This window comes from Roseiflexus sp. RS-1 (assembly GCF_000016665.1).
GTDB lineage: Bacteria > Chloroflexota > Chloroflexia > Chloroflexales > Roseiflexaceae > Roseiflexus.
The window spans coordinates 609,712-633,855 of the sequence record NC_009523.1 but is presented as its reverse complement, the minus strand read 5'-3'; the positions used below and the strand labels follow the sequence as shown (position 1 = coordinate 633,855).

Annotated in this window: 19 protein-coding genes and 1 tRNA gene; 11 read left to right on the top strand and 9 right to left on the bottom strand. The window is 60.1% G+C overall.

Going from position 1 to position 24,144, the window contains the following annotated elements:
- The first annotated feature begins 150 nt into the window (after positions 1 to 150).
- The 10 genes from ROSERS_RS02555 to ROSERS_RS02510 all read left to right on the top strand — a co-directional run bounded on the left by ROSERS_RS02555 (position 151) and on the right by ROSERS_RS02510 (position 11,022).
- Positions 151 to 978 carry a 5-deoxy-glucuronate isomerase gene (locus ROSERS_RS02555; RefSeq protein ID WP_011955280.1) on the top strand — a complete coding sequence of 276 codons (828 nt, stop codon included), beginning with the start codon at positions 151 to 153 and terminating at the stop codon, positions 976 to 978.
- An 8-nt stretch (positions 979 to 986) separates the two neighbouring features.
- Entirely contained in the window at positions 987 to 1,745 is a 759-nt protein-coding gene (kduD, locus tag ROSERS_RS02550) for a 2-dehydro-3-deoxy-D-gluconate 5-dehydrogenase KduD (protein ID WP_011955279.1), read from the top strand.
- Positions 1,746 to 1,827: 82 nt separating this feature from the next.
- A complete protein-coding gene (locus ROSERS_RS02545) occupies positions 1,828 to 2,934 on the top strand; it encodes a hypothetical protein (RefSeq protein WP_011955278.1) in 1,107 nt (368 codons plus the stop codon).
- A gap of 183 nt (positions 2,935 to 3,117) precedes the next feature.
- Complete coding sequence (locus tag ROSERS_RS02540) at positions 3,118 to 3,546, top strand: hypothetical protein (RefSeq protein WP_157040944.1); 429 nt, start codon at positions 3,118 to 3,120, stop codon at positions 3,544 to 3,546.
- Between the two features lie 526 nt (positions 3,547 to 4,072).
- The gene (locus ROSERS_RS02535; protein ID WP_011955276.1) at positions 4,073 to 5,884 is read left to right on the top strand and encodes an ABC transporter ATP-binding protein; all 1,812 of its coding nucleotides are present in this window, start codon (positions 4,073 to 4,075) and stop codon (positions 5,882 to 5,884) included.
- A 151-nt stretch (positions 5,885 to 6,035) separates the two neighbouring features.
- Entirely contained in the window at positions 6,036 to 7,871 is a 1,836-nt protein-coding gene (locus ROSERS_RS02530; protein WP_011955275.1) for an ABC transporter ATP-binding protein, read from the top strand.
- A gap of 356 nt (positions 7,872 to 8,227) precedes the next feature.
- The gene (locus ROSERS_RS02525) at positions 8,228 to 9,256 is read left to right on the top strand and encodes a vitamin K epoxide reductase family protein (RefSeq protein WP_011955274.1); all 1,029 of its coding nucleotides are present in this window, start codon (positions 8,228 to 8,230) and stop codon (positions 9,254 to 9,256) included.
- 3 nt (positions 9,257 to 9,259) lie between these two features.
- A complete protein-coding gene (locus tag ROSERS_RS02520) occupies positions 9,260 to 10,234 on the top strand; it encodes a zinc ribbon domain-containing protein (RefSeq protein ID WP_011955273.1) in 975 nt (324 codons plus the stop codon).
- On the top strand, positions 10,227 to 10,802 hold the full coding sequence (locus ROSERS_RS02515) for an NUDIX hydrolase (RefSeq protein WP_011955272.1): 576 nt from the start codon (positions 10,227 to 10,229) through the stop codon (positions 10,800 to 10,802). Before ROSERS_RS02520 ends, ROSERS_RS02515 begins: the two co-directional genes overlap by 8 nt.
- Before the next feature lie 145 nt (positions 10,803 to 10,947).
- Positions 10,948 to 11,022: transfer RNA gene (locus ROSERS_RS02510), tRNA-Thr, on the top strand.
- 62 nt (positions 11,023 to 11,084) lie between these two features.
- On the opposite strand, the gene ROSERS_RS02505 is transcribed toward ROSERS_RS02510, so the two are convergent.
- The 6 genes from ROSERS_RS02505 to mtnA all read right to left on the bottom strand — a co-directional run bounded on the left by ROSERS_RS02505 (position 11,085) and on the right by mtnA (position 17,865).
- The gene (locus ROSERS_RS02505; protein ID WP_011955271.1) at positions 11,085 to 11,948 is read right to left on the bottom strand and encodes a hypothetical protein; all 864 of its coding nucleotides are present in this window, start codon (positions 11,946 to 11,948) and stop codon (positions 11,085 to 11,087) included.
- Between the two features lie 198 nt (positions 11,949 to 12,146).
- Positions 12,147 to 13,364, bottom strand: coding sequence for a methionine adenosyltransferase (gene metK / locus ROSERS_RS02500; protein WP_011955270.1), 1,218 nt, complete (start codon positions 13,362 to 13,364; stop codon positions 12,147 to 12,149).
- 11 nt (positions 13,365 to 13,375) lie between these two features.
- Positions 13,376 to 14,638, bottom strand: a complete 1,263-nt coding sequence (gene ahcY, locus ROSERS_RS02495) for an adenosylhomocysteinase (RefSeq protein ID WP_041332817.1) — start codon at positions 14,636 to 14,638, stop codon at positions 13,376 to 13,378.
- 126 nt (positions 14,639 to 14,764) lie between these two features.
- On the bottom strand, positions 14,765 to 15,748 hold the full coding sequence (locus tag ROSERS_RS02490) for a carbohydrate kinase family protein (RefSeq protein ID WP_011955268.1): 984 nt from the start codon (positions 15,746 to 15,748) through the stop codon (positions 14,765 to 14,767).
- Positions 15,749 to 15,759: 11 nt separating this feature from the next.
- The gene (locus ROSERS_RS02485; protein ID WP_011955267.1) at positions 15,760 to 16,800 is read right to left on the bottom strand and encodes a hypothetical protein; all 1,041 of its coding nucleotides are present in this window, start codon (positions 16,798 to 16,800) and stop codon (positions 15,760 to 15,762) included.
- Between the two features lie 3 nt (positions 16,801 to 16,803).
- Positions 16,804 to 17,865 carry an S-methyl-5-thioribose-1-phosphate isomerase gene (mtnA, locus tag ROSERS_RS02480; protein WP_011955266.1) on the bottom strand — a complete coding sequence of 354 codons (1,062 nt, stop codon included), beginning with the start codon at positions 17,863 to 17,865 and terminating at the stop codon, positions 16,804 to 16,806.
- Positions 17,866 to 18,015: 150 nt separating this feature from the next.
- Between mtnA and ROSERS_RS02475 the strand changes: the two genes are divergently transcribed.
- Entirely contained in the window at positions 18,016 to 21,069 is a 3,054-nt protein-coding gene (locus ROSERS_RS02475) for a GAF domain-containing sensor histidine kinase (protein ID WP_011955265.1), read from the top strand.
- Between the two features lie 261 nt (positions 21,070 to 21,330).
- On the opposite strand, the gene ROSERS_RS02470 is transcribed toward ROSERS_RS02475, so the two are convergent.
- The 3 genes from ROSERS_RS02470 to mce all read right to left on the bottom strand — a co-directional run bounded on the left by ROSERS_RS02470 (position 21,331) and on the right by mce (position 24,103).
- Positions 21,331 to 22,539 (bottom strand): hypothetical protein, encoded by a 1,209-nt coding sequence (locus ROSERS_RS02470; protein ID WP_011955264.1) that lies wholly within the window; start codon positions 22,537 to 22,539, stop codon positions 21,331 to 21,333.
- A gap of 148 nt (positions 22,540 to 22,687) precedes the next feature.
- Positions 22,688 to 23,665 carry a lysylphosphatidylglycerol synthase transmembrane domain-containing protein gene (locus ROSERS_RS02465; RefSeq protein ID WP_011955263.1) on the bottom strand — a complete coding sequence of 326 codons (978 nt, stop codon included), beginning with the start codon at positions 23,663 to 23,665 and terminating at the stop codon, positions 22,688 to 22,690.
- A gap of 33 nt (positions 23,666 to 23,698) precedes the next feature.
- Complete coding sequence (mce, locus tag ROSERS_RS02460) at positions 23,699 to 24,103, bottom strand: methylmalonyl-CoA epimerase (RefSeq protein ID WP_011955262.1); 405 nt, start codon at positions 24,101 to 24,103, stop codon at positions 23,699 to 23,701.
- Positions 24,104 to 24,144 lie beyond the last annotated feature (41 nt).

Genomic DNA, 24,144 nt, shown 5'->3' with positions numbered 1-24,144 from the left:
TCACTTCGCATACCGCACGGCTATATGACACGCAGGTGTCACTGAAAAGGGGTCTGCACGCTATGGTATAGTGTGCAGGCGCATCGTCTCTCCGCGCAAACAGAACTGCCTGACACCAGCGACGCATCTCGAAACCGGAGGAGCACACGTATGATCCCCTGCTTTACCCGCGTCGGCAGCGCCCACGGGCTCAACACCCTGGATACCAATCCGTGCACGCTGCTCGATTTCAACCGATTGATCCTTGCCGATGGCGCCAGGTTCGACGGAGCGACCGGTGAACGTGAGGCGCTGCTTGTTCTTTTCGGTGGGCGCTGCACGGTGCAGATCGCCGGAAAGACCTTCGCCCGGATTGGTGAGCGTCCCAATCCTTTCGCAGGCAAACCCTTTGCGGTCTACCTGCCTGCAGGCAGTTCCTACACCATCACGGCGCACAGCGCGCTGGACGCCGGAATCTGTCTGGCGCCTTCAGACCTGCGTACCGAACCGTACCTCATCACTCCCGATATGGTGGTGCGGGTCGATGCTGGCGCCGCGAACTTCAGTCGCACGCTGTACAACATCCTGACAACCAGCAGTCAACCCGAATTGCCAGCGGCGAAGTTGCTGGTCGGCGAAACATTTGTGCCTTCGGGAAACTGGAGCACCTACCCGCCACACAGGCACGAGGTGGATAATCTTCCCCACGAAGCCTGTCACGAGGAGATGTACTACTTTCGTGTCAATCCGCCGGAAGGGTTCGGACTGTGCCGGCATTATAGCCCTGAACGCGGTTATGATCAGACATATACCATCACCGACTCGACGATTTTTATGGCGCCCCACGGCTACCATACGACGTGCAGCGCTCCAGGGTACACCAACTACTTCCTCTGGTTCCTCGCCGGAACAGGACGCACGCAGGCAGTCGCGTTCGATCCGGCGCTTGCGTGGGTGCAGAAAGCGGCGCCGTTGATCAAACAGGTGGAGCGATCGTGAGGTCTGCCATGCTGGAACTCTTTCGCCTCGATGGACGGGTTGCGCTGGTCACCGGCGGCGACAAGGGGTTGGGACAGGGGATCGCCCTGGCGCTGGCGCACGCCGGAGCGGATGTGGCAGTTGTCTCCCGCTCTGGCGATGCCGCTGCCACCCTTTCCGCCATTGTCGCCGCAGGACGGCGCGGAATTGCGTTGACCGCCGATCTGAGCACTACCGCGCCGATTGAAGGGCTTATCAACGATACTGTCGCTCAACTCGGTCGGCTCGATATTCTGGTGAACAATGCCGGAATCATCCGGCGCGCACCGGCGACCGAGTACGGCTGGAGCGACTGGCGGGCTGTGCTCGATGTGAACCTCGATGCGGTCTGGGCGCTCTGTCAATCCGCCGGACGCCTGATGATCGCACAGGGACGCGGCAAGATCATCAATGTGGCTTCTGTGCTTGCCTTTCAGGGCGGTTTGCGCGTACCTGCATACGCCGCTGCCAAACATGCGGTCGCCGGTCTGACGAAGGCGCTTGCCAACGAATGGGCGCGGTTGGGTGTGAATGTCAATGCAATTGCGCCCGGCTATATGGTTACCGACAATACCCAGGCGCTGCGCGACGATCCAGAGCGCTCCCGGCAGATCCTCGAACGCATTCCAGCCGGACGCTGGGGCGTCCCCGAAGACCTGGCAGGCGCTGCGATTTTTCTGGCGTCGTCCGCCAGCGACTATGTGCATGGTCATGTGCTTGTCGTTGATGGTGGATGGCTGGCACGGTGATGCGTGTAGCGGCAAGCCGTTTTCGGAAGTATGGTATAATCCGCCCCTGTCCGGTTGAGAAAGAGGAAAGCCACGAGGCTTCATGTACCGTGTCGTTCCGCGCCTGCGCAGGGGTGCCGTCGCATTTGCATTACTCATCGTGTGCCTTCTGGCGCTGCCGGTCCATGCCGCATCGCAACCTGCTGGCGTCGCCGATGGCATCGTTGTTGCACCCGATGGCAGCATGACGCTCGCGCGGGACGCATTTCCGGCGCCAGCCGCATTTGGCGGCGTCGGTCGTCTTGGTGTTTTCGTCAGTGAGACCATTGCCTACGCGGTTGAGTTCGACACCCTGCACATCGAGTACACGGCACTGCTTCCCCGTGGCGCTCAGGTGGCGGTTGACGTGCGTGCCAGCGTCGATGGCGTCAACTGGACGCCGTGGGTCGTCGATCTGGCGCCACAGACGCGCACGCACTTCGATCACCCGGCACGCTTTGCACAGTACCGCATTCGTATGCGGGCAATCGGATCATCGCCAACGATCCGTACCCTGCACCTGATCCCGGAGCGCGCGACACCGTCATTCAGCGCATTCGAGCAAGAGCAACCGCCAATCGCGCCCACCTTCACCGTCCACGCCACACGCCTGGGGCTGGTGGGCAGACGCACCGCTAACGGGCATCGGATCGGCAAGCGCGACCGCTTCGTTGCGCTCCCATGCGTCTGTGTCCTCTCCAGTCGCGGCGGCGATGAATACAAGGTGCGGATCACCTACCAGGGGCGCAGCGTCGTCGCGCCGGTGTATGACGTTGGTCCGTGGAACACGCGCGATAACTACTGGGACCCGCAGGACAAACGTTTCTTCAGCGATCTGCGCCAGGGGTGGCCCCAGGATCATGCCGCCTTCTTCGATGGGCACAATAACGGTCGTGCGCAGCATGGTCGGGTGCGTTTTCCCACTGCCATCGACATTGCCGACGGCATCTGGTGGGACGATTTTGGCATCAAAGGCGACCGCGCCGTGGTCGAAGTGACATTCCTCTGGATGGGACGCGATCCGCTGGAAAAGCCGGTTGAATCGCCACCCGAAGCCCCCGCACCGCCCCCCAACAGCGCGCCACCCTCCGACAACGCGCCACCTTCCGCAGACATACCGCCTCCCGCAGATGAACCCTCCTCGAACGAAGATCAGAACGCAGGAGACTGACGAACCCGCGCTACGTCCTGCAATCTCCAGCGATGATTCGCACGCGCGCTGTTGATGAGTTTCGCAAGGTATAGTCATTTCGACGAAGCATACAACCTGATGCAGCGCCGTCATCGCTCCCGCTCGTGATGCCGACGCGGCGGCGCGCTGGCGCACCCTGTTGCGGCATGACGGGATCACCTCGTGATCGCTATGGTGCAGGATTACGGCGATGCCACGCTACGGCGGAAACGTCGGGGCACAGCAGACTACGCTGCGGCGGAAACGTCGGCGCACGGCAGACCACGCTGCGGCGGAAACGTCGGCGCACGGCAGAACACGCTGTGGCGGAAACGTCGGCGCACGGCAGAACACGCTGCGGCGGAAACGTCGGCGCACGGCAGACTACGCTGCGGCGGAAACGTCGGCGCACGGCAGAACACGCTGCGGCGGAAACGTCGGCGCACGGCAGAACACGCTGCGGCGGAAACGTCGGCGCACGGCAGACTACGCTGCGGCGGAAACGTCGGCGCACGGCAGACTACGCTGCGGCGGAAACGTCGGCGCACGGCAGAACACGCTGCGGCGGAAACGTCGGCGCACGGCATGCCGTGCCCCGACGCCGGGCAGTGATCGCCTTCGACACTTGTCGGCAACTTTCACATCTATGTAGCTAATGGTCTTTGAATACATAATCCGCTCTAGCCCGCGCAGGCGGGCTTCGCCTTGGCTAGCCGAGGGCTTCAGCCCCACGGCTAGCGCAGTATAGCGGATTTATAGCAGTTCTCAAAGGGGTCTGCCATGTCGCACGAGACGCCCGCTTCCGCCGCGCTCCTGATCTCCGCGCCTTCGCGCCTCCGCGTGAGCCGGTCTGATGCACGCAGAGACGCGGAGTACGCGGAGGGATGGCGCACAAGGCGTCTGCTTTCGATGGCGGGGGTAACCCTGCCCAACAAGACCAATCTTTGTGAGAACTGCTATAATTTTCAATCTCCATTAGCTAGCACAGCATGCCGTGCCCCCGACGCCGGGCAGTGACCGCGCTGCCGAAGCGTCAGCCCGGAATGACGACATGTGCTATACTGGTAGAGTTGCGTCGCAGGTGGGTTGCCGGCGACGCTTTGGCGTCTTTATGACCTGTGCAGCCTCAAGGGGGAGAATGGTCGTGGTTCAAATCCGTCATCTGTGGCCCTTTGTACGGCGTTATCGGCATCGCCTGGCAATCGGCGCGCTGTGCGCCCTGGCAGCGACTGCTGTCGCCGCCATGATTCCGCAGATTGTGCGCTTTGCCGTCGATGATCTGAACACACGCGGCGTTCTGCTTGATCGCCTGATGACCTATGGCGGATTGCTGTTGCTCGCTGCCACCATTGAAGGAATGTTGCGCTACGGTCAGCGAACCCAGATCATCGGCACTTCGCATTTGATCGATTTCGACATGCGCGAGGCGCTGTTCGCCCGACTGCTCACCCTGGATCAGGGTTTTTTCAACGCAATGCACACCGGCGACCTGATGACGCGCGTGACGAATGATCTTTCGGCGGTGCGCATGTTCCTCGGTCCCGGCATAAGCAACCTGCTCGGTTCGACACTGCTGCTCCTCACCGCAGCAACACTCATGTTTTTTACAAATCCGCTCCTCGCGGCGATTGTTATTCTCCTGTTGCCTATGGTTGCCGTGCTGTTCGTTGTGATTGGCGAACGGATGCGTGTTATCTTTCGGAAGGTGCAGGATCAGTTCGGTGAAATCTCGACCCGCGCCCAGGAAAACTTCAGCGGCATCCGAACCATTAAGGCATATGCGCAGGAAGAAGCAGAGATCCGCGTGTTTCGCGCAGCGAACGAACGCTACCGCGCGCTCAACCTGCGCTATGTGCTGCTCAGCGGTATGCTCTGGCCCATCATCGGGTTGATGCTGGGAACGATTGGCGCTTTTGTGATACTTGTCGGCGGGCGCATGGTTGCCTCCGGCGACATGACTGTCGGTGAACTGGTGCTGTTCAATGCGTACCTGGCGCAACTGGCATGGCCCGTCATCGCACTTGGCTGGACGGTCGATCTCTACCAGCAAGGTGCAGCATCGCTGATCCGCATCAGCGAAGTGCTGCAACGTCGTCCTGCGATCACCTCGCCGCCCGATGCCCCGCGCGACTTCGTGGTGCAGGGTGAGGTCGAGTTCCGCAACGTCGGGCTGCGGTTCGACCATCACCTCCATACGAATGGACACGAATCCCCCTCCAATTCTGCGGCTCACACGACATCTGGCGCGCCGGAATGGGTGTTGCGCCATATTTCGTTCCACATTCCACGGGGCAGTTCACTGGCAATCGTTGGCGCCACCGGCACCGGCAAGACGACCCTCGTCAACCTGCTGGCGCGGGTGCGCGACCCCGACGAAGGACAGGTGCTGATCGACGGGCATGATGTGCGCACCCTGCCGCTCGACGCATTGCGACGCGGCATCGGCTACGTTCCTCAAGACACCTTCCTGTTCAGCGTTCCGATCCGCGAGAATGTTGCCTTCGGCAGACCGGACGCGACCGATGAACAGATGATGCAGGCGCTCACCGTATCGCGCCTGATCAACGATATCGAGCAGTTTCCCCAGGGTATCGACACGCTGATCGGCGAGCGTGGCGTCACCCTTTCTGGTGGACAGAAGCAGCGCGCCGCGATTGCCCGCGCTATTCTGCGCGACCCCGCTATTCTGGTGCTCGATGACGCCCTCTCCAGCGTCGATACGCACACTGCGGCTGAAATCCTTGCCGGTTTGCGCACACTGATGAAAGGGCGCACCAGCATCATTATTGCGCAGCGCATAGCGACGGTGAAAGATGCCGACCAGATCATTGTGCTGCACGATGGTATGATCGTCGAACGCGGCGCCCATCGGGAACTGCTCGAACGTGGCGGACGGTACGCCGATATGTACCGCCGGGAACTGCTCCAGGCGGAACTTGAGGAGGAGTAGGCGGTAGAGGCGCTTCCGGGAGCGATCGTTTCGCCACTGCGTTTCCATCTTCCGTTGCGGGCGTCAGAACGCCACAACCTCGCTGGATGGAGAGGGATGAAAAGCGAACAGTCACCGGAGCGATGCGGCATCCGGTGTCAGGAGATGCGACATGGCTGGCGCACAGTTCGATGATGATGAAATCCTTGGAAAGGCATACGACGCGACCCTGGTGCGTCGTCTGGGTGTCTTTGTCGCGCCGTACTGGCGTCGACTCGCACTGGCGACGGCGCTGATGTTCGGTGGCGCAGCGGTGGAACTCGCTCCGCCATTCCTGGTCAAACAGGCAATCGACGGTCCCATCGCGGCGCGCGACCCATCCGGCGTGTTGCCGATCTTCGGGGTGTACATCGTGGCGCTGCTGACTGCATTCGGCTTCCGCTACGGTCAGACCTATATTGTCCAATCGGTCGGGCAGCAGGTGATGGTCGACATCCGTACCCGTATTTTCAGCCACATCCAGCGTATGAGCCTGGCATTCTTCGACCGTAACCCGGTCGGACGATTGATCACCCGCCTGACGAACGATGTCGATGCGCTGAACGAGTTTATCACGCAGGGAACGGTGGCGCTGCTTGGTGATCTGGTGCGCTTGCTGTTCATCGTGATCACCATGCTGCTGCTGAACTGGCGGCTGGCGCTGATCAGTTTCATCATGTTTCCAGCGGTGATGCTGGCGTCCAGTGTGTTTCAACGCATCATGCGAACCATCTACCGGCGCGTCCGGCAACGTATTGCGCGGATCAATGCCTTTCTGAACGAACAGATCAGTGGGGTGCTGATCACGCAACTGTTCAACCGCGAGGAACAGAGTCGCATTCGTTTTGCGGAACTGAGCCGTGATTACCTGGCGGCGCAGTTGCAGTCGAACCGAACCTTCGCGGTCTTTTTCCCACTCATTAATTTCCTCTCGGTGACGGCAATGGCGCTGCTCCTCTACTTTGGCGGGCAGGCGGTGCTGGCAGACGTGGCGACGCTCGGTATGCTGGTTGCGTTCATTCAGTATACCGACCAGGCATTCCAGCCGATCCGCCAGATCGCTGAACGCTACAATACATTCCAGTCGGCGATGGCATCGGCGGAACGGATATTCCGGGTGCTCGACACGCCTGCAACAGTCGTTGATCCAGAGCATCCGCGCGCATTGCCGACACCGGTGCGCGGTGAGATCGCATTTAAGGATGTATGGTTCACTTACGACACCGATGCTGCCGGACCCGATGGATTCGGGTTGACGGATACCGATGACCGCTGGGTGCTGCGCGGCATCTCGTTCACCATCCCGGCAGGACAGGCAGTGGCTGTGGTGGGGGCGACCGGCGCGGGCAAAACATCGCTCGTCAGCCTGATGGCGCGCTTTTATGACATTCAGCGCGGTTCGATCACACTTGACGGGATCGATATCCGCGACCTGCGCCAGACCGACCTGCGCCGGCACGTCAGCGCGGTACCACAAGACCCGGTGTGTTTCAGCGGTTCCATCGCCTCGAATATCCGCCTGCACGACGAGAGCATCAGTGATGAACAGGTTCGCCGCGCTGCGGAGATTGCGTGCGCAGCGCCGTTTATAGAGCGGTTGCCGGGTGGCTATGATTACGAAGTGCGTGAACGCGGCAGCAATCTGTCGGTTGGACAGCGACAGTTACTGGCGTTTGCCCGCGCAATTGCGTTCAACCCCGAAGTGCTGCTCATTCTCGACGAAGCCACATCGAGCGTCGATACCGAAACGGAAGGGTTGATCCAGGAAGCGTTGGAGCGTATGATCAAGGGGCGAACCAGCATCGTCATTGCGCATCGCCTCTCGACGATCCGCCACGTGGACCGGATTCTGGTGCTGCACAAGGGGCGCCTGGCAGAAGATGGCTCGCACGACGAACTGCTGGCGAAGCGCGGTTATTACTACCGTCTGTATCAGCTCCAGTTCGCGGGGGAACTGAAAAAGAATTAAGCGGGCAATCGGTTTGCCATTGAACCGGGAAAGACGCCGACGCTTACGCGATCAACCACGCGGCGAGCACTCTTTCCGCGCACATAACGCGCCTTCGGGTGCGTCCTTCCTGGTGCGCCAATGAAGCACTAATTTTAGCGACGTGCAAAATGATTGAACCACGTGCGTGCCGGGTGCATGGTTCTTTGCATCCTCATACGCGCACAAATTTAAGTTCTCAAATCCTGGTTCCTGGTTCTCGGTTCTCGGTTCCCGGTTCCCGGTTCTCAGTTCTCAGTTCCTGGTTCTCAACACTTCTCCCCCGCACTCCGCACTTCGACGTACAATCATGCTGGCAACCAGGAAAGGAGATTGCGATGCGTCGCTTTCTGCTCACTCTCATAGTCTCCTGTATGCTGACGCTCAGTCTGTCGGTTGCATCCGCCGCCGCAACAGTGCGCGCAGTGCTGTTCTACTCTCCACGCTGCGGTCATTGCCACATGGTTATCAGCGAGCACCTGCCGCCACTCCAACAGCGATACGGCGATCAGTTGCAGATCTTGATGATTGATGTCGATCAGGCGCAGGGCGCGGCGCTCTACCGTGAGGCAATCGCTGTCTACGCTATTCCCGAAGCGCGCCGCGGCGTTCCGACCATGATCATCAGCGATACGGTGCTGGTCGGTTCTGTCGAGATCCCACAACGCCTGCCGGGTCTGATCGAAACGCTCCTGGCACGCGGCGGCAGCGACTGGCCCCCGATCCCCGGTCTGGCAGACCTGCTCGCTACTGTGCCGACGAGCGCCCCGGCGCCGCCGACGCTCCCACCCGCCACTGCCGAAACCCCACCCTTCCTGCGTGACCTGCCAGCCAATGCGCTTGCCGTTGTCGTGCTGGCCGGCATGCTGCTCACTGTGATGTGGGCTGGAATCACATGGTCACGCCCGGCTCAACCGCCCACCCGCTGGCGCGACCGATCAATTCCATTGCTGGCGATTGGCGGCATGGCGGTGGCAGCGTATCTGACCTTCATCGAAACAACCGGCGCTCCGGCGCTATGCGGACCGGTGGGCGACTGCAACGCGGTGCAGCAGAGCGAATTCGCACGGCTCTTCGGCACTATTCCGGTTGGTGCGGCAGGTGTTGCGGGATATGGCGCGATCCTGATCGTGTGGATTGTAGCGCATCTCCTGCCTGGCACATCTGGCGAGCGCGCCGCCTTGCTGTTGCCAGCGCTGGCGTTGATCGGCACGCTGTTCTCAATCTATCTCACCTTCCTCGAACCGTTCGTTATCGGAGCTACCTGCCTGTGGTGTCTGACATCGGCGGTTATCATGACCGGTCTGTTATGGCTCAGTATGCCGTACCGCCAGCGTTCGACGTCACGCGGGTATGCCCGGAGGTGAAGCATGCCCTCCTCGATGCGCACCTGCCCGTACTGTGATGCGCTCCAGTCGCCGGAAGCGCGCTTTTGCCGGTCATGCGGCAGATTATTGCCAGAAGAGTCATTTGCCAGAGAACGCTTCGCTCCAGCGCTTGCACAACCGCCATCATCTCAGGTTTCGCCAGAAATCCGCGCCTATGCCCAATCGTTCAGGCAGCCCTCCGCCGGAACGTCCCTGACTCTGGGGGCGCTGGCAGCATTGTGCATTGTTGTCGGAACAGGCGCGGCTGCCATGAGCGGCGAGAGCGCCTGTCTCTTCGCACCGGGCATGATCGGCATAACCTTCCTGTTTGCGGCGCTGTTCTTCTGGGTCGGAGGGTGGAACAATCGGCGTCGGGGGGCGGAGTTTCTGCAAAGCGATCGTGTGCTCGTGGCGTGGGTGTATACACCGGAGGAATGGCAACAGGTGCGCCAGTATTTCTATGAACGCGTGCGCAGCGACTCTCCGCCCTACGGGTGTCTGCCCATCCTGTTCGGCGGGATCGGGTTTCTCGTCGGCGTGATGGCAGGAATGACCGATAGCAGGGATTTGGTCGAGGCGGCAGTGAGTGTCCTGGTTGGAACCCTCACCGGCGCCATCGCAGGTGGTGTGCTGATTCTGCCGGTTTATCTGATCAACTGGTTCTCCATCGAACGTATGCGCCGTCCATCCCCGCCAGCATGCGTCGCGTTGGGAAGAAACGAACTGTTCTATGAGCGTGTGTATCTGGATGCAGACCGGCATCCCATCGATGCGATCTTCTTGAAGCAGAGACCGCTGCCGCATCTCAAAGTTGTCCGTCATCAGGCAGGCGGTCGCACAGAAAGAATGAGCGTCACCTCCCTCTTTCCGTCCATCATTCTGATCCCGCCACGCATGATCCCCGCCGTTGAACAGATGATCCCGCAGATCATCGCGTATAGACAGGCATCTGACAGCGATGAGGAGTCCTATGACTGAACCATCACCACCGCGCCCCTGGCAGTGCACCGCAGAGATTGTCGCCATCACATCGCCGTGGGTGCGGATGGTCGCCGAGCGCTGGATTGACGATCACGGCAAAGAACTGGACTACTGGCGCGTCGAGCGTGTGCCATCGGTGATTGTGATCCCGATCTGGCGTGGGCAGGTGCTGCTGCCGCATCCCCAGTTCCGCCCCGGCGTCGCGCGGATGACGCTCGATCTGCCAGGCGGGCGGGTTCCGACCGGGGCGACGCCACTCGACAGCGCACCACCGATCATCCGGCGCGAACTCGGCATTCCCCCAGAAGCGATTGTGACCCTGGAACCGCTCAATGAACAGGGGTGGATCATCAACAGTTCGTTCTCGAACCAGTTGCTGTTCGGCGTCATTGCCACGATCAACGATGACGCAACCATCGATCATGCGCTGATCTCTCGTTCTGTTGCCTGCACCGCGCACGAGATCGCAGCGCTGATCAACGACCTGGAGTGCCTGCAATGCCGCGCTGTGCTCCAGGAATGGATGCTGCGCCAGATCATGACAGGTGTATGGACAATCAGATGAGACGATGTGCAATTTCTGCTTCGACCATCGTTTATGCCTGTGGAAAGGAACACCATACCAGTCCAAAGGAAGGAACGATGAAGACCGGCATTTCTTGCTTGCGTCCTGATGCGCTCTATGCTACAATAGGCAGCGTTGAGAACATGCCGGTGTAGCTCAGCGGTAGAGCAGCTGTTTCGTAAACAGCAGGCCGTCGGTTCGAATCCGACCATCGGCTCCAGAGACGGGTATCAGGAAGCGGAACTCAGTAATGAGTTCCGCGCTTTCGTTTTGCCTACGTAATCACGCCCTTGGACTGAGGCGCTTGTTCGGGGGAGGCGGCGGGACGATGCGCTGCGTATAATGTCGCAACGCGCCGATGAGCAGAGTGGCGAGATACTGTAGTTCGTCACAGTACAGGAACAGGTTGGACGTCGTCGTCACGACCTGCACGGCGCGGTCGGCATGCAACTGGATATGGCGAATATCGTGCCAGTACGTTGCGTTGCCGCCCTGCGGCGCCAGCGTCATGACCCGTTTGCACGTCACTGCCAGGTAGCCGGTTCCCGAATGACGTGCGGCTGCGCTGGCTTCGATGAACGAAATCTCGCGGTAATCGTGACACACTTCGCCGTCCGGCAGGTCGATAGGCGCCGCAATAACCGGCAGTATGCCAGCCATCAATCGGGCATACGTGTGCTGCTGTTGCAAAAGGCGCTGAAGGCGCTCCTGGCGGTCCTTCGGGAGATGATACACGCCAATCTGCTCCATCAGGCGCTGGACGACCTGTTCTTCGCTCAGATACGCAGCGCGCTCGATCAGCAGATGCTCGATTTTGCGCTCGACCAGATCGTACAGGCGCACCATCGGTTCGACATCCTCCGGTAATCCCAGCCGCCGCCGCAGACGGTGCAGGTTCTGCATTTCTTCCGGCGCAATAACGCCGTCGTTCACGCTGCGCTGGATGACGCTCTGGAGGAATGCCGTCGCCTCTGGCACAACGTATGCCCGGGCTTGCGCCCAATCCAGTCCGACTTTCTGACACCACTGGTACAGCCGCTGCTGTCGATGCGGCGGATACGCGCCGTCGGAGATCAGGAACAGAAAATTGGTGCGAAAAGCCTTCAGCAAGCGCCCGGTGCGGTCTGGACGATTGAAAAGGCGCATACGCACTCCTTTGAATTGTTCCAACGTCGGGCACGGATGCGAATGTGCAGCGGCGAGTGTGGAACCCTTCTGGCGCCTGCCTGCCCCCCGGTAAAGGTCACATGGTCGCCACCAGCAGCGCCCTGTGGATGTGGCGCGTCCACATGACCGTCACTTTTTTCTCCGGGGGCAGGTGAAGGCATATCATCCCGGCGCTTCCTACAACCCCGCTGCGCGCCGCAGCGCCTCGGCGCGGTCGGTCTGCTCCCAGGGCGCATCGATGTCGTCGCGCCCGAAATGCCCGTATGCCGCCGTCGGGCGATAGATCGGGCGGCGCAGGCGCAGGTCGCGGATGATCGCACCGGGGCGCAGGTCAAAATGCTCGTTGATCAGCCTGAGAATGGTCTCTTCGGAGACCTTGTTGGTGCCGAAGCATTCGACACTGATCGACAACGGATGCGCCACGCCAATAGCGTATGCTACCTGGATCTCGAAACGATCCGCGAGACCGGCAGCCACCACGTTTTTGGCGACCCAGCGACACGCATAGGCGGCGGAACGATCAACCTTGGTCGGATCTTTGCCTGAAAATGCGCCGCCGCCGTGACGCGCCATCCCACCGTAGGTGTCGACGATGATCTTGCGACCGGTAAGACCGCTATCACCCATAGGACCGCCGATGACGAAGCGACCGGTCGGGTTGACAAAATATTTCGTCTTCTCGTCGATCAATTCCGGCGGAACGACGGCGTGGATCACCTGGTGAATAATATCGTGGCGAATCTGATCCTGGGTTACATCAGGTGCATGCTGATTGCTGACCAGCACCGTATCGACACGCACCGGACGTCCATACGAATACTCGACCGTCACCTGGCTTTTGCCATCGGGACGCAGATAGGGCAGCACGCCCTCCTTGCGCAACCGCGACAGACGCCGACCGATACGGTGCGCGAGCGCGATTGGCAGCGGCATCAACTCAGGCGTCTCATTGCAAGCAAACCCGAACATCATCCCCTGGTCGCCTGCGCCGATGGTTGCGACCTCCTCATCGGTCACGTACCCATCGCCGCGCACTTCGAGCGCCCGATCAACCCCCTGGGCAATATCAGGCGACTGACCGTGAATGGCGACCATCACGCCACAGGTATCGGCGTCAAAGCCATACGACGCATCGGTATATCCGATATCCTTGACCGTCTTGCGAACGATCTCTTCGATCGGGATATACCCCTGCTCGTAGGTTACCTCGCCGATGACCACAATCAGACCGGTGGTGGTTGCTGTTTCGCAGGCGACACGCGCGCGTGGGTCGTGCGTCAGGAAAGCGTCGAGCACCGCGTCCGACACCTGATCGCAGATTTTGTCCGGATGCCCCTCCGTCACCGACTCTGAGGTGAAGAAGAGGCGCGGCGATTTCATGAATGATGTTGACATAGGTTCCTCGTTTACGTTCCTTCCTCCCAGGAAGCCAGGTACTTCGCCTGTTCGGGGGTCAATGTATCGATGGCAATACCCATTGACGCAAGTTTGAGCGACGCAATCTCACGATCAACTTCCTTCGGCAGCGCATGCACGCCGTTCGGCAACTTCCCTTTGTGCGTCAACAGATACTCGCTCGCCAGCGCCTGATTGGCGAACGACATATCCATGACGGCGCTGGGATGCCCTTCGGCGCTCGCCAGATTGATCAACCGTCCCTCGCCAAGCAGGTTGATCCGCCGACCATCCTTGAGGATGTACTGATCGACAAATGCGCGCGGTTGGCGCTTCTCGACTGCCAGCGCTTCCAGATCGGGGATGTTGATCTCGACGTTGAAATGCCCCGAGTTGGCGACGATACACCCATCTTTCATCACCTCGAAGTCTTCCGCGTCGAGCACATTCTTATTCCCGGTTGCGGTGACCACGAAATCGGCGATTTTCACCGCTTCGCGCATTGGCATAACCCGGTAGCCGTCCATGGCGGCTTCCAGCGCTCTGATCGGATTGACTTCAGTTACAATCACATTCGCGCCCATTCCCCGCGCACGTTCTGCGATACCGCGCGAACAGTAGCCATACCCGCCGACGACGAAGGTTTTACCCGCCAGCAGCACATTGGTCGCGCGCAGAATACCGTCCAGGGTGCTCTGACCGGTGCCGTAGCGGTTGTCGAACAGGTGCTTGGTATCACTGTCGTTCACTGCAATGACCGGGAACTTCAGCACGCCATCGGCAGCCATCGCTTTGAGCCTGATGACGCCGGTTGTCGTCTCTTCAGTGCTGCCCAGCATCGCGGGGATCAGGTCGGGACGTTGTTTGAGCACGCCGGTCACCAGATCGGCGCCATCGTCCATCGTTATATGCGGATTATGATCGAGCGCAGCGGTGATATGACGGTAGTACGTTTCGTGGTCCTCGCCTTTGATGGCGTAGACCGGAATCTCATCGTGGACCACAAGCGACGCAGCGACGTCGTCCTGTGTCGAGAGGGGATTGGAAGCGCAGAGCACCACATCGGCGCCGCCAGCCGCCAGGGTGCGCATCAGGTTTGCGGTTTCCGCCGTGACGTGGAGACAGGCGGACAGGCGCACCCCTTTCAGGGGTTGCTCACGGGCGAAGCGCTCGCGGATCCGGCGCAGCACCGGCATTTCGGCTTCAGCCCAGTCGATGCGGCGGCGTCCGTAGTCTGCCAGGTTGACATCTTTGATATCGAAGTTCTTTCCCATGGTATCGATACTACTCCTGTTCCTTATTGTCATTTCGACGACTCTGCGCGCGGTGCGCCTTTGCGAATGGTATACGACAGAAGTGAACCTGATATGACGGCAGCGCCACTTCGTGTGAGCGTTGTGTCACCGCACCGTCGCTATCATGCTGAGACGCGCAAGTTCTGGCGCGCGTCCAAATACGCGCTCATAGCGCGCCACAAACTCGTCCGGCGTGTAGGAATGCTCCTGGCAGCCACGCTGTTCGATGGCATACGAGGCTGCCAGCGCCGCCACACGACCGGCGACCGGCAACGGCATCTCGCGCGCCAGTCCGAAAACAAAGCCGCCGAGATACGCATCTCCGGCGCCGGTCGGATCGACGACCTTTTCGACTGGCGCGGGCGGTACGTCGTGAACTTCATCCCGCTGCCAGTCGTAGATTGTCGAACCGTGCTCCCCGCGGGTCACCACCGTCAACGGCGCCGCTTGCAGCAGTTCTTCAACCGGGCGCCCGGTCGCCTGCGCCATCATAGCAAACTCATAGTCATTCCCGACCAGCACGGTTGCGCCGTGCATCCCCGCCAGAATCTGGTCGCCGCTCAGGCGTGGCGTCTGTTTGCCGGGATCGAAGACGAATTGCGCGCCCATGCGGCGACACTCGGCGGCGTGACGCACCATTGCATCCGGATCGGTCGGCGAGATGATGACGATATCGTCTGGTCCCAGATTCAACTGTTCAAGCGACAGGTGGCGCGAATAACTTGCTGCACCTGGATAGAATGCAACGATCTGATTATTGTTGCGATCAGTATTGATGAAGCACGACGCAGTGAAGTCTTCAGCAACTTCGACGATGCCGCTGGTATCGATCCCCCGCTGCTCCATCCAGGTGCGATACTCGCCAAAATCCTGACCCGCGCTCGCCAGCACCAGCGGACGTTCGCCAAGCAACGCCAGCGTGTAGGCGATATTCCCCGCCACTCCGCCCCGCATGCGACGCATGGAATCCACCAGAAAACTGACCGTCAACTTGTGCAGCATTTCCGGTACGATATGGTCCTGGAACGATCCGGGAAACGCCATGATGTAATCATAGGCAAGCGAGCCGGTAACAACGATACGACGCATAGGCACACCTGTCAGGTCAATGCAAACTCTTCACGGATTCGCCGCGATACCCCGGCGAGTAGCTGCAGCGCACGTTCGGCGCTGGCAATATCAAGAACGCCAAGCGATTGCTCCGGCGTTATCAATGCCTGTTGCAGGAATCGATCACGCGCGCCCCCCTGTGACTCAAGAACTCTCAGAAATGCGATAAACTCATCGAAGAGCGACTCGACCGACGCCTGAGCCAGTTGTTCCGCAGTGGCAGGGACGATCCCGACTCCGACCATGCCGCCACGATCAAGGAACGCAATCAATTCTTCGCCTTCCGATTCGCTCAGACGCCAGTATGCGGCGCTATCGGCGATCAGCAATTCAACCGACGTTTGCATCAACCGGCGCAGATCGACCGTACCACACGTGTAGAGTGCGCGGCATCCGTTGATCCCCGCCAGCACCTCTTCGATCTGTCCGACAACGCGGTCCCAATCGTGGGGGAAGAACGGTAACGTCGTCGCTTCGAGCAACGGTTCATCGATGCACATGATCGTCGTCGGCGCAATCTCGCTGAGCCGCAATTCCTGCCAGGCCACACGCAGGCGCAGCATCTGCGCAATTGCGTCGAACAGCATATCGTCATAGATCAACGGTTGCTCGTGTTCATCGGTCAGTTGCAGCGCCACACTGATCGGTCCAAGGATCTGCCCCTTGACGGCGCGCAGATCACGTCCGCCGCCGACTCGCACCATTTCGGCGAGTCCGGCGGCATCATCGGCGCCGAGCGCGGCATAACTCACTGTGTGTTCCAGGTACGCCAGCATGAGCGTGTCGATCTGACGCTCCGCCTCGTTGCGATCAACATAGACTCGATGTGCCGCTGCATCGACGACCAATCCAGGAAACCCGATCATGCTCTGCACCAGGCACTGTTCACGAAAACTGCGCTGCGGCAGTTGGGGCCATGCCAGCAGCACCCCGGCGTGCCGCCGCGATACATCGAGCGCCTGCGCTGCGCTGCGGTGCGGCAAAGCGCCAAGCAGCAACGGTAAACAAGCCGGTTGAAAGGGCAGCGGCATACGCTAATGGCGTTTCGGTCCTGAGCGCTGCAACGCCCCTGCGAACGGCGGATAGATCACACCGCACTCGGTGATGATCGCTGTCACCAGATCGGCAGGTGTGACATCAAACGCCGGATGTGCGGCAATCACGCCTTCTGGCGCGATCCTTCGCCCGAACAGCATCGTCACTTCGTCAGAACTGCGCTCCTCAATGGGAATTGCATCACCGTTTGGCAGGGAGCAATCGATCGTCGATGACGGCGCAGCCACGTAGAATGGAATACGATGCGCACGCGCCAGCACTGCCAGGCTATAGGTGCCGATCTTGTTGGCAACGTCGCCGTTGGCAACGATCCGGTCGGCGCCGACGATGACACAATCGATATCGCCGCGCTTCATAAAGTATCCTGCCATGTTATCGGTGATCAGCGTCAATGGGATACGTTCCTGGATCAATTCCCATGCGGTCAGGCGCGCGCCTTGCAGAAACGGACGGGTCTCATCGACGTACACATGGATCGGGCGACCCTGTTCGTGTGCAGTGCGCACAGGCGCCAGCGCGGTGCCGTACCCGGCAGTCGCCAGCCCGCCAGCGTTGCAGTGCGTCAGCACGTGACCTCGCGGCGGGATCAACGCGACGCCGTGACGCCCGATCGCGTGGCACATCGCCAGATCCTCCGCCAGGATGGCATGCGCTTCTTCGAGCACACGCTGTGCGACGTCATGGGGGGAGGGGTCGTTCAGGCTTTGAGCGCGCTCCAGGACGCGTCGCGTCGCCCAACTGAGATTGACCGCTGTTGGGCGCTGTGCATCGAGCAGCGCCTTCGCTTCCGCCAGACGTGCGTAGATGCGCGCAACATCACCGACGGCATCGTGTGCCGCGCTGCATGCAGCAAGCGCCATACCATACGCAGCCGCACATCCAATCGCAGGTGCGCCGCGGATCTGCATTGTGCGGATGGCATAGGCGACATCTTCGACGGCGGCGCAGCGCACAATTCTCGTTTCATTCGGCAGCAAACGCTGATCGATCAGGCAGACCTGACCCGCTTCCCACCAGACTGTACGAAATGCGCTGCTCATGGTTCATCACAAGACTGTCTTCATACCACAATGCGTGAGTATAGCATGCATACGACATACGTGCAAAGGAGGAGACTTCGTTGCCCTTAGCGTCGCTCTCTGGTAAAATAGCGGTAAATACAGACGTGCATGGATATGAAATAGCCGCTCATGAACCAGACGCTCGCACTTGATATTGGCGGTGCAGATATCATTCAACGACTCTGCGTTGATCTGTCTCAGGCAACAAATCTTGAGGCGGGCATTCTGAGCGTTGTCACCACTATCGAGCGAAGCCTGGCGCCGCGCGATTGCCAGGTCACGCTTCTGCTGGCAGGCGAGCCGCGTTTGTTGCGCGGCGTCGGACCGGTGCGCATACCCGATGATACCCAACGCGCCGCGCTGCGTGAAGGAGAGATCGTCGTTGTACCGCAGAGCGAAGCGGGTATGATCTGTTTTGCCCCGCTACGCGCGCGTCGCGCCTTGATCGGCTGGATCTGCCTGATCGACCCGACATGGTCACCGGAACACGAATCGTTGTTGCGGATGATTGCCGGGCAGTCGGGTCCTGCCCTTGCGCTGCTGGGCAATATCGGCCGGCGCGACGATCAGGCGGCGCAGTTGCAAACGCTGAACGAGATCGGGCGGTTGATCAGCAGCGCCTTCGATCTCACCCAACTGTTCACCGCCATCCACGCAGTGGTGCAGCGTGTCGTCGAAGCCCCGACCTTTCTGATTGCGCTGTACGATGCACAGACTGAGGAACTCGAACCGGTTTATTTGATCCACGAAGGACGCCCACAACCCACGAATGAGCGATGGTCAAAAGATGTCGGACTTGCAGGAGTGGTGGTTCGGGAACGACAACCGCTCTGCGTCAGCGATTACGCGAAAGAGTGCGAACGGCGCGGCGTGCAACCGCAGATGCTCGACGGTCGGATCCCCGGTCCGGCATGGGTTGGTGTGCCCCTCATTGCGCACGACCGGTTGATCGGCGTCATTGTGCTGGCGAGTTCGCGCGCAGGGTATGTCTATCGCCAGGAACACGTAAACCTGCTGATGACGATAGCAGCGCATGCCGCCGTTGCGCTCGACCGCGCCTGGCTGTATGAGCGCGCTGAGCGTCAGGCGCAGCAACTGCTGGTGCTGAACCGCATCGGTCGCATCATCACATCGTCGATCGACCCGCAGCAGGTGCCGGACATTATTCTGCGGCAGGTGACCGAACTGCTGGACGCCGAGGAGAGTTCGTTGCTCCTGACCGACGATCATACCGGCGAAATGGTGTTCGCCTATACGACCGGTCAGGTGGGGAAGCGGATCCTTGGTCAACGGTTGCCGCGCGGCGTCGGTATTGCCGGGTATGTCGCCGCCACCGGGCAATCGGTGATCGTCAATGATGTGCAGTCAGATGAGCGCTTCTACCGGTCGATGGATCTTTCGACCGGATATACGACCCGCACACTGCTGGCTGTACCGTTGCGCGGCGTCGGGGGGGTGGAAGGGGTCATTGAAGTGCTCAACCGGCGCGATCTGCGACCGTTTACGGTCGAGGATCAGCGTCTGCTCGAGGCGCTGGCGGATTACGCCGTTATTGCCCTGGAAAACGCCCGCCAGTTCCAGAAGATCGACCAGGCGCTGGCGCGACGCGCTCAGGAACTGGCGCGCACCAACGAGCAACTGCAACAGCACCTGCGCAGCCTGACGGCGCTCAATGCGTTCGGTATGGCGATCAACACGACACTGCGCAGCCCGCACGAAATACTGAGCATGACGGCGCGCGGCATCGCCGAGATGACCGGCGCCATCGGTGCAATGGCGCTGCTTCCCGATGGCGAGATCATGCGGCCGGTTGTCTCGATTGGCTTGCGCATGCCGCTCGATGAACGCATGCTGAACGTCGTTCACCGGGTTATCGCTACCGGTCGTCCTGATACGCTGCCGCCCGACCCGGAAGCGCCGGGGCGCGCGCCGCGTTGTGTCGTGCTGATCGTCCCATTACGCGCAACGCAGCGCACCCTCGGCTGTGTCTGCGTGGCCTATACCAATGCCCTGCCCGAACCTTCTGACCGTGAAACGGTGATCCTGTTCGCCTCCCAGGCGGCGGTCGCTATCGAAAGCATCGATCTCTTCATGGCGGTCCGCACAGCGCGTGACCAGATGGCGTCAATTCTGGCATCGACGCGCGAAGGTATTCTGTTGATCGACACGGATGGCACCGTCGCTGTGGCGAATGCTGCCCTCTCCGATCTGACAACACTCGATGCCAGCATCATCCATGGATTGCCGATCGATGCGTTCCTGTCGCGCTGGTTCGAGGCAGCAGCATATGAAACCGAAGAATGTGCGGCGCTTCAGCGCGGTATTGATGATGTGCTGACCGGTACCGCGCAGTTCGTTGCTGGCGAATTGAGTGGTAGATCCGGTCAATTACGTCACCTGGAATGGTCGGTGCTTCGCGCACAGAGCAGCGGTGATAGTCACGGCGGCGTGCTGCTCGTCTTGCGCGACATTACTGCCACAAAAGAAGCAGAACGCATGCGCCATGATCTGACCCACATGATCGTCCATGATCTGCGCAGCCCGCTCTCTGGCGTTATGGCCTCGATCGAACTGATGATGCGCGGCGTGCCGGGCAAACTGAACGATCAGCAGCGGCATGTGTTGCAGATCGCCAGCACCAGTGCAGCGAATATGCTGGATATGATTAACACGCTGCTCGATATCAGTCGACTCGAAGCAGGACGCATGCCGATCGAGCGCTGTATCGGCAACATACGCGACATTATTCACGACTCCGTCCAGCGTCTGGCATCACTTGCACTGGATCGCGCGATCACCATCCGCACTGAGGTCGAAGAAGACGTTCCTGACATTTATGCCGATCTCGGATTGATAAGTCGCATCATCCAGAATCTGGTCAGTAATGCGATCAAGTTCAGTCATCGCGGCGGGTTGGTCACTGTGCGGGCAGCGGTAGAGACAGCCGATGATGGTCAACCCAAAGTCATCGTCTCGGTCAGCGATCAGGGGGTCGGCATTGCACCTGGCGATCGTGAGCGAATCTTTGCCAAGTTCAGTCAGGTGGGCGAGCGACGCGGCGGTACCGGGCTTGGGCTTGCCTTCTGCCGTCAGGCAATTGAGGCGCACGGTGAGCGCATCTGGGTCAATAGCGAACTGGGGCGCGGTTCGACGTTCTTTTTCACCATTCCTGTCGCGTCGTAATGGCTATCAGCCACTGCCTGGCTCGTGATCTGGCACAGAATGACGTCGTTTCCGGCAAGGGTCGCCACCACCAGGGCCGGGCGCTTCTTCGCCGCGCGCAAGTCCGAAAACGGAAATGGGGTTACTACCACTTTACGCCAGGATCGACACGGTACAGTCCGGTGGAGACACAAACGGTGCTGAAACCGGGCGCTTGTGTCAATAGCCGCCACTGAACGGGCGCTGATGGCGGTACCACGTCGTCCGACGACCCCCAGGCGTTCAAAACCCGACGTTGATGATCGTTCGTCCGGTGCGATCCTGGAAGAAGCCCACGCCATCCTGAATCAAGCCGACATAAAACCCCATCTTCGTCTCAGGCTGACGAATGCGGATCCGTCCGATGATCTCCGCTTCTTCGCCAGGCATCAGCAGGTCTTCCTCAAACGGAACACGCCACTGTTCCGGCGGTCGCGGCGATAGCGCCCACCGGTAGGGGTAGCGTTTGGCAGCGCCGCCGCTATTCGCATCCCAGTCGACGCCAACGCGCCAGAATCCGCCGGAACGCGAAACATATGCGCCATCCTCAATTGACGAGAAGACCTGATCGGTGTCATACTCGTATCCTGATGGTGGTCCGTAGGTGCGGATCGGAACCTTCCCCGTATTGCGGACACGCACCGTCACCGTGATCACGTCGCCGAGCATCACAGACTGTGGCGCCATATAACTGTAGGTGATCAACGCTTCGGGTTGACCGCCGCCGGAGATGGTGATCGGATTGCGCCGTTCGACCAGATTGCCGAAGCGATCCTGTGCGCGAATGACCAGTGTGTACACACCATCGGGAAGCAACGTTCCATCAACTGTGCGCCCGTTCCAGACATGCTTCTGCAATGCCGGTTCTTCTTCCGCAGCCGTGACGAACGGATAGGTTTCTCTGCCGTCAGGCGATACGATCACAATATCCACCGTTGCTGTCGTCGGCAACTGGTAGGTTATTTCAGCCACGTCATCGATGGCATCGGCGTTCGGAGAAATTGTGTCGGGATAAATGACCAGATTCTCGATCAGCGGGAGTGGCGCCTCCTGTCCGATGATCGTCAGCGGTTGTTCTGCCGTCTGGCGAACGCCATCGTCGCCGACCGCTTCAACTATCACCGCATATGTACCACCAGGAAGCATCCGTCGCAGCAGCACGGGATCATCGGTCGGCGCCGTGCCATCGAAACGCAGCACATACGGCTCATCGGAAGGGAGACGTGGCTCATTGCGGCGGATCACATAGCGCTCTCCCTGATCACGAACCAGCGCAACCGTCACCCGCGCGGGGCGACCGATGGCATAAGCGATGGTTACTGTCTCTCCTGCACCGGTCGGTCGCAACTCGGACGCCGACAGGCGCACGTCGCTGAGGAGCGGACGGTTGGCGCACGAGGAGAGGAGCAAAAGTGCTGTGAGTGTGAGAAGAAGGGCGATAATCCGTTGCATATGGAGAACTGAGAACTGAGAACCAGGAACCAGGAACTGAGAACTGAGAACCAGCAACCAGGAACTGAGAACTGAGAACCAGGAACCAGGAACCGGGTTCAACCTTCAACCTTCAACGTTCAACCTGCAACCTGCAACCATTCCCCCACTACGCCACTCGCGGCGTTTCGGCAACCGGCGCGCCATATCGTCGGCTGAACAACGCCAGCGCGACCACCCCCAGACTGACGCCGAACCAGAGGGTGCAGAAACGGATAATGATGGTTGCAGTCGTCGCCGGACCTGCCGCCATCGGCACGAGCAAGACCAGCAACCCGGTGCTTGACGCTTCCGACACCCCCAGACCGCCGGGGAGAAACGACACCAGACCGAACAGGGTCGATGCGGCAAAGACAAACGTGGCTTTCAGCAACAGCGCCTCGCCGGTAATTCCAAGACCGATCAGCACATAATACATTGCGGCGCATTCGCCAAACCACGATACCACACTGATAACCGTTGAGACGAACAGCAACCGCCACGAGAGGAGTTGTCGGCTACTTTCATATGCAGTTGCCACGCGCGGCGCCGCTTTGCCGGCAAACGGCAACCGCGCCAGTATTGTCAGCGCGCGCCGCATCAGTGATTGCGACTGAACCAGCAGCAACCCGGCCACTGTCAGAACCAGCAGCGCCACAAACGCCGGGCGCGCTGGCGGATACAACGTCAACCCTGCACCCATGAGCAGCAGCATCGCAAGACCGTCGGTGATGCGCTCTGCCAGCACGATGGGCGCAGAGGCGGCAATTGGAGTGCCGTTGATCCGTTTCAGCAGCGCTGATTTCAGCACCTCGCCGACCTTGGCGGGCGTCACTGCCATCACCATGCCACTGGTGAAGAGCAATGCGCTGTCGTAATACCCGACACCATCGCCCATGCCCATGCGACGCAGATAATAATCCCACTTCAACCAGCGCAGCACATAGTTGAAGAGCGTCAACCCCAGCACTGCTGGCAGCACCCCCCAGTCGAACGCGCCAAAACTGGACGCCACAGCGCGGATGTCGCTGATAAGCCCCAGCGCAATCGCCACGAACAGACCGAGGGCGAGCGAAACAAGAATGCTGCGACGCAGATGTTCAGGCACAGACCCCTCGTTGATGGATTGTCATGTTCAATGTCAGTGGCGATGCTGCACCAGTTCGACCAGCACACCCTGGCAACTCTTCGGATGGAGGAAGGCGACCAGCGTATCGTGCAGCCCTGGACGGGGCGTTTCATCGATCAACTGCACCCCGCGCGCCTTGATCTCCGCCAGAGCAGCCACGATGTCGTTCACCCGATAGGCGATGTGATGCATGCCAGGACCACGCTCGTTCAGATATTTCGCAAACGCCGCTTCGTCCGAGGTCGGAGCGATCAGTTCAAGCAGCATATCACCCATGCGTGTTGCAGCGACCTCCATGTGGCGCTCTGGCATAGGGATGCGTTCCCACTCGCTGATGCCGAACGTCTGGCTGTAGAAGGCGATAGCGCTATCAATGTCGCGTACAGCAAAACCGATGTGATCCACCTTTTCAAACATACGTTCCTCCCTCAATCACAGGTGATGCGCACGGCGCAAGT

Bases quoted from the DNA above. Each gene is read 5' to 3' on its own strand.
- ROSERS_RS02475 (WP_011955265.1), top strand. From the start codon at position 18,016: ATGAACCAGACGCTCGCACTTGATATTGGCGGTGCAGATATCATTCAA.
- kduD (WP_011955279.1), top strand. From the start codon at position 987: ATGCTGGAACTCTTTCGCCTCGATGGACGGGTTGCGCTGGTCACCGGC.
- ROSERS_RS02490 (WP_011955268.1), bottom strand. From the start codon at position 15,748: ATGCGTCGTATCGTTGTTACCGGCTCGCTTGCCTATGATTACATCATG.
- ROSERS_RS02535 (WP_011955276.1), top strand. From the start codon at position 4,073: ATGGTCGTGGTTCAAATCCGTCATCTGTGGCCCTTTGTACGGCGTTAT.
- ROSERS_RS02545 (WP_011955278.1), top strand. From the start codon at position 1,828: ATGTACCGTGTCGTTCCGCGCCTGCGCAGGGGTGCCGTCGCATTTGCA.
- ROSERS_RS02515 (WP_011955272.1), top strand. From the start codon at position 10,227: ATGACTGAACCATCACCACCGCGCCCCTGGCAGTGCACCGCAGAGATT.
- ROSERS_RS02530 (WP_011955275.1), top strand. From the start codon at position 6,036: ATGGCTGGCGCACAGTTCGATGATGATGAAATCCTTGGAAAGGCATAC.
- ROSERS_RS02470 (WP_011955264.1), bottom strand. From the start codon at position 22,539: ATGCAACGGATTATCGCCCTTCTTCTCACACTCACAGCACTTTTGCTC.
- ROSERS_RS02555 (WP_011955280.1), top strand. From the start codon at position 151: ATGATCCCCTGCTTTACCCGCGTCGGCAGCGCCCACGGGCTCAACACC.
- ROSERS_RS02525 (WP_011955274.1), top strand. From the start codon at position 8,228: ATGCGTCGCTTTCTGCTCACTCTCATAGTCTCCTGTATGCTGACGCTC.
- ahcY (WP_041332817.1), bottom strand. From the start codon at position 14,638: ATGGGAAAGAACTTCGATATCAAAGATGTCAACCTGGCAGACTACGGA.
- ROSERS_RS02485 (WP_011955267.1), bottom strand. From the start codon at position 16,800: ATGCCGCTGCCCTTTCAACCGGCTTGTTTACCGTTGCTGCTTGGCGCT.
- metK (WP_011955270.1), bottom strand. From the start codon at position 13,364: ATGTCAACATCATTCATGAAATCGCCGCGCCTCTTCTTCACCTCAGAG.
- mtnA (WP_011955266.1), bottom strand. From the start codon at position 17,865: ATGAGCAGCGCATTTCGTACAGTCTGGTGGGAAGCGGGTCAGGTCTGC.
- ROSERS_RS02520 (WP_011955273.1), top strand. From the start codon at position 9,260: ATGCCCTCCTCGATGCGCACCTGCCCGTACTGTGATGCGCTCCAGTCG.
- ROSERS_RS02505 (WP_011955271.1), bottom strand. From the start codon at position 11,948: ATGCGCCTTTTCAATCGTCCAGACCGCACCGGGCGCTTGCTGAAGGCT.
- mce (WP_011955262.1), bottom strand. From the start codon at position 24,103: ATGTTTGAAAAGGTGGATCACATCGGTTTTGCTGTACGCGACATTGAT.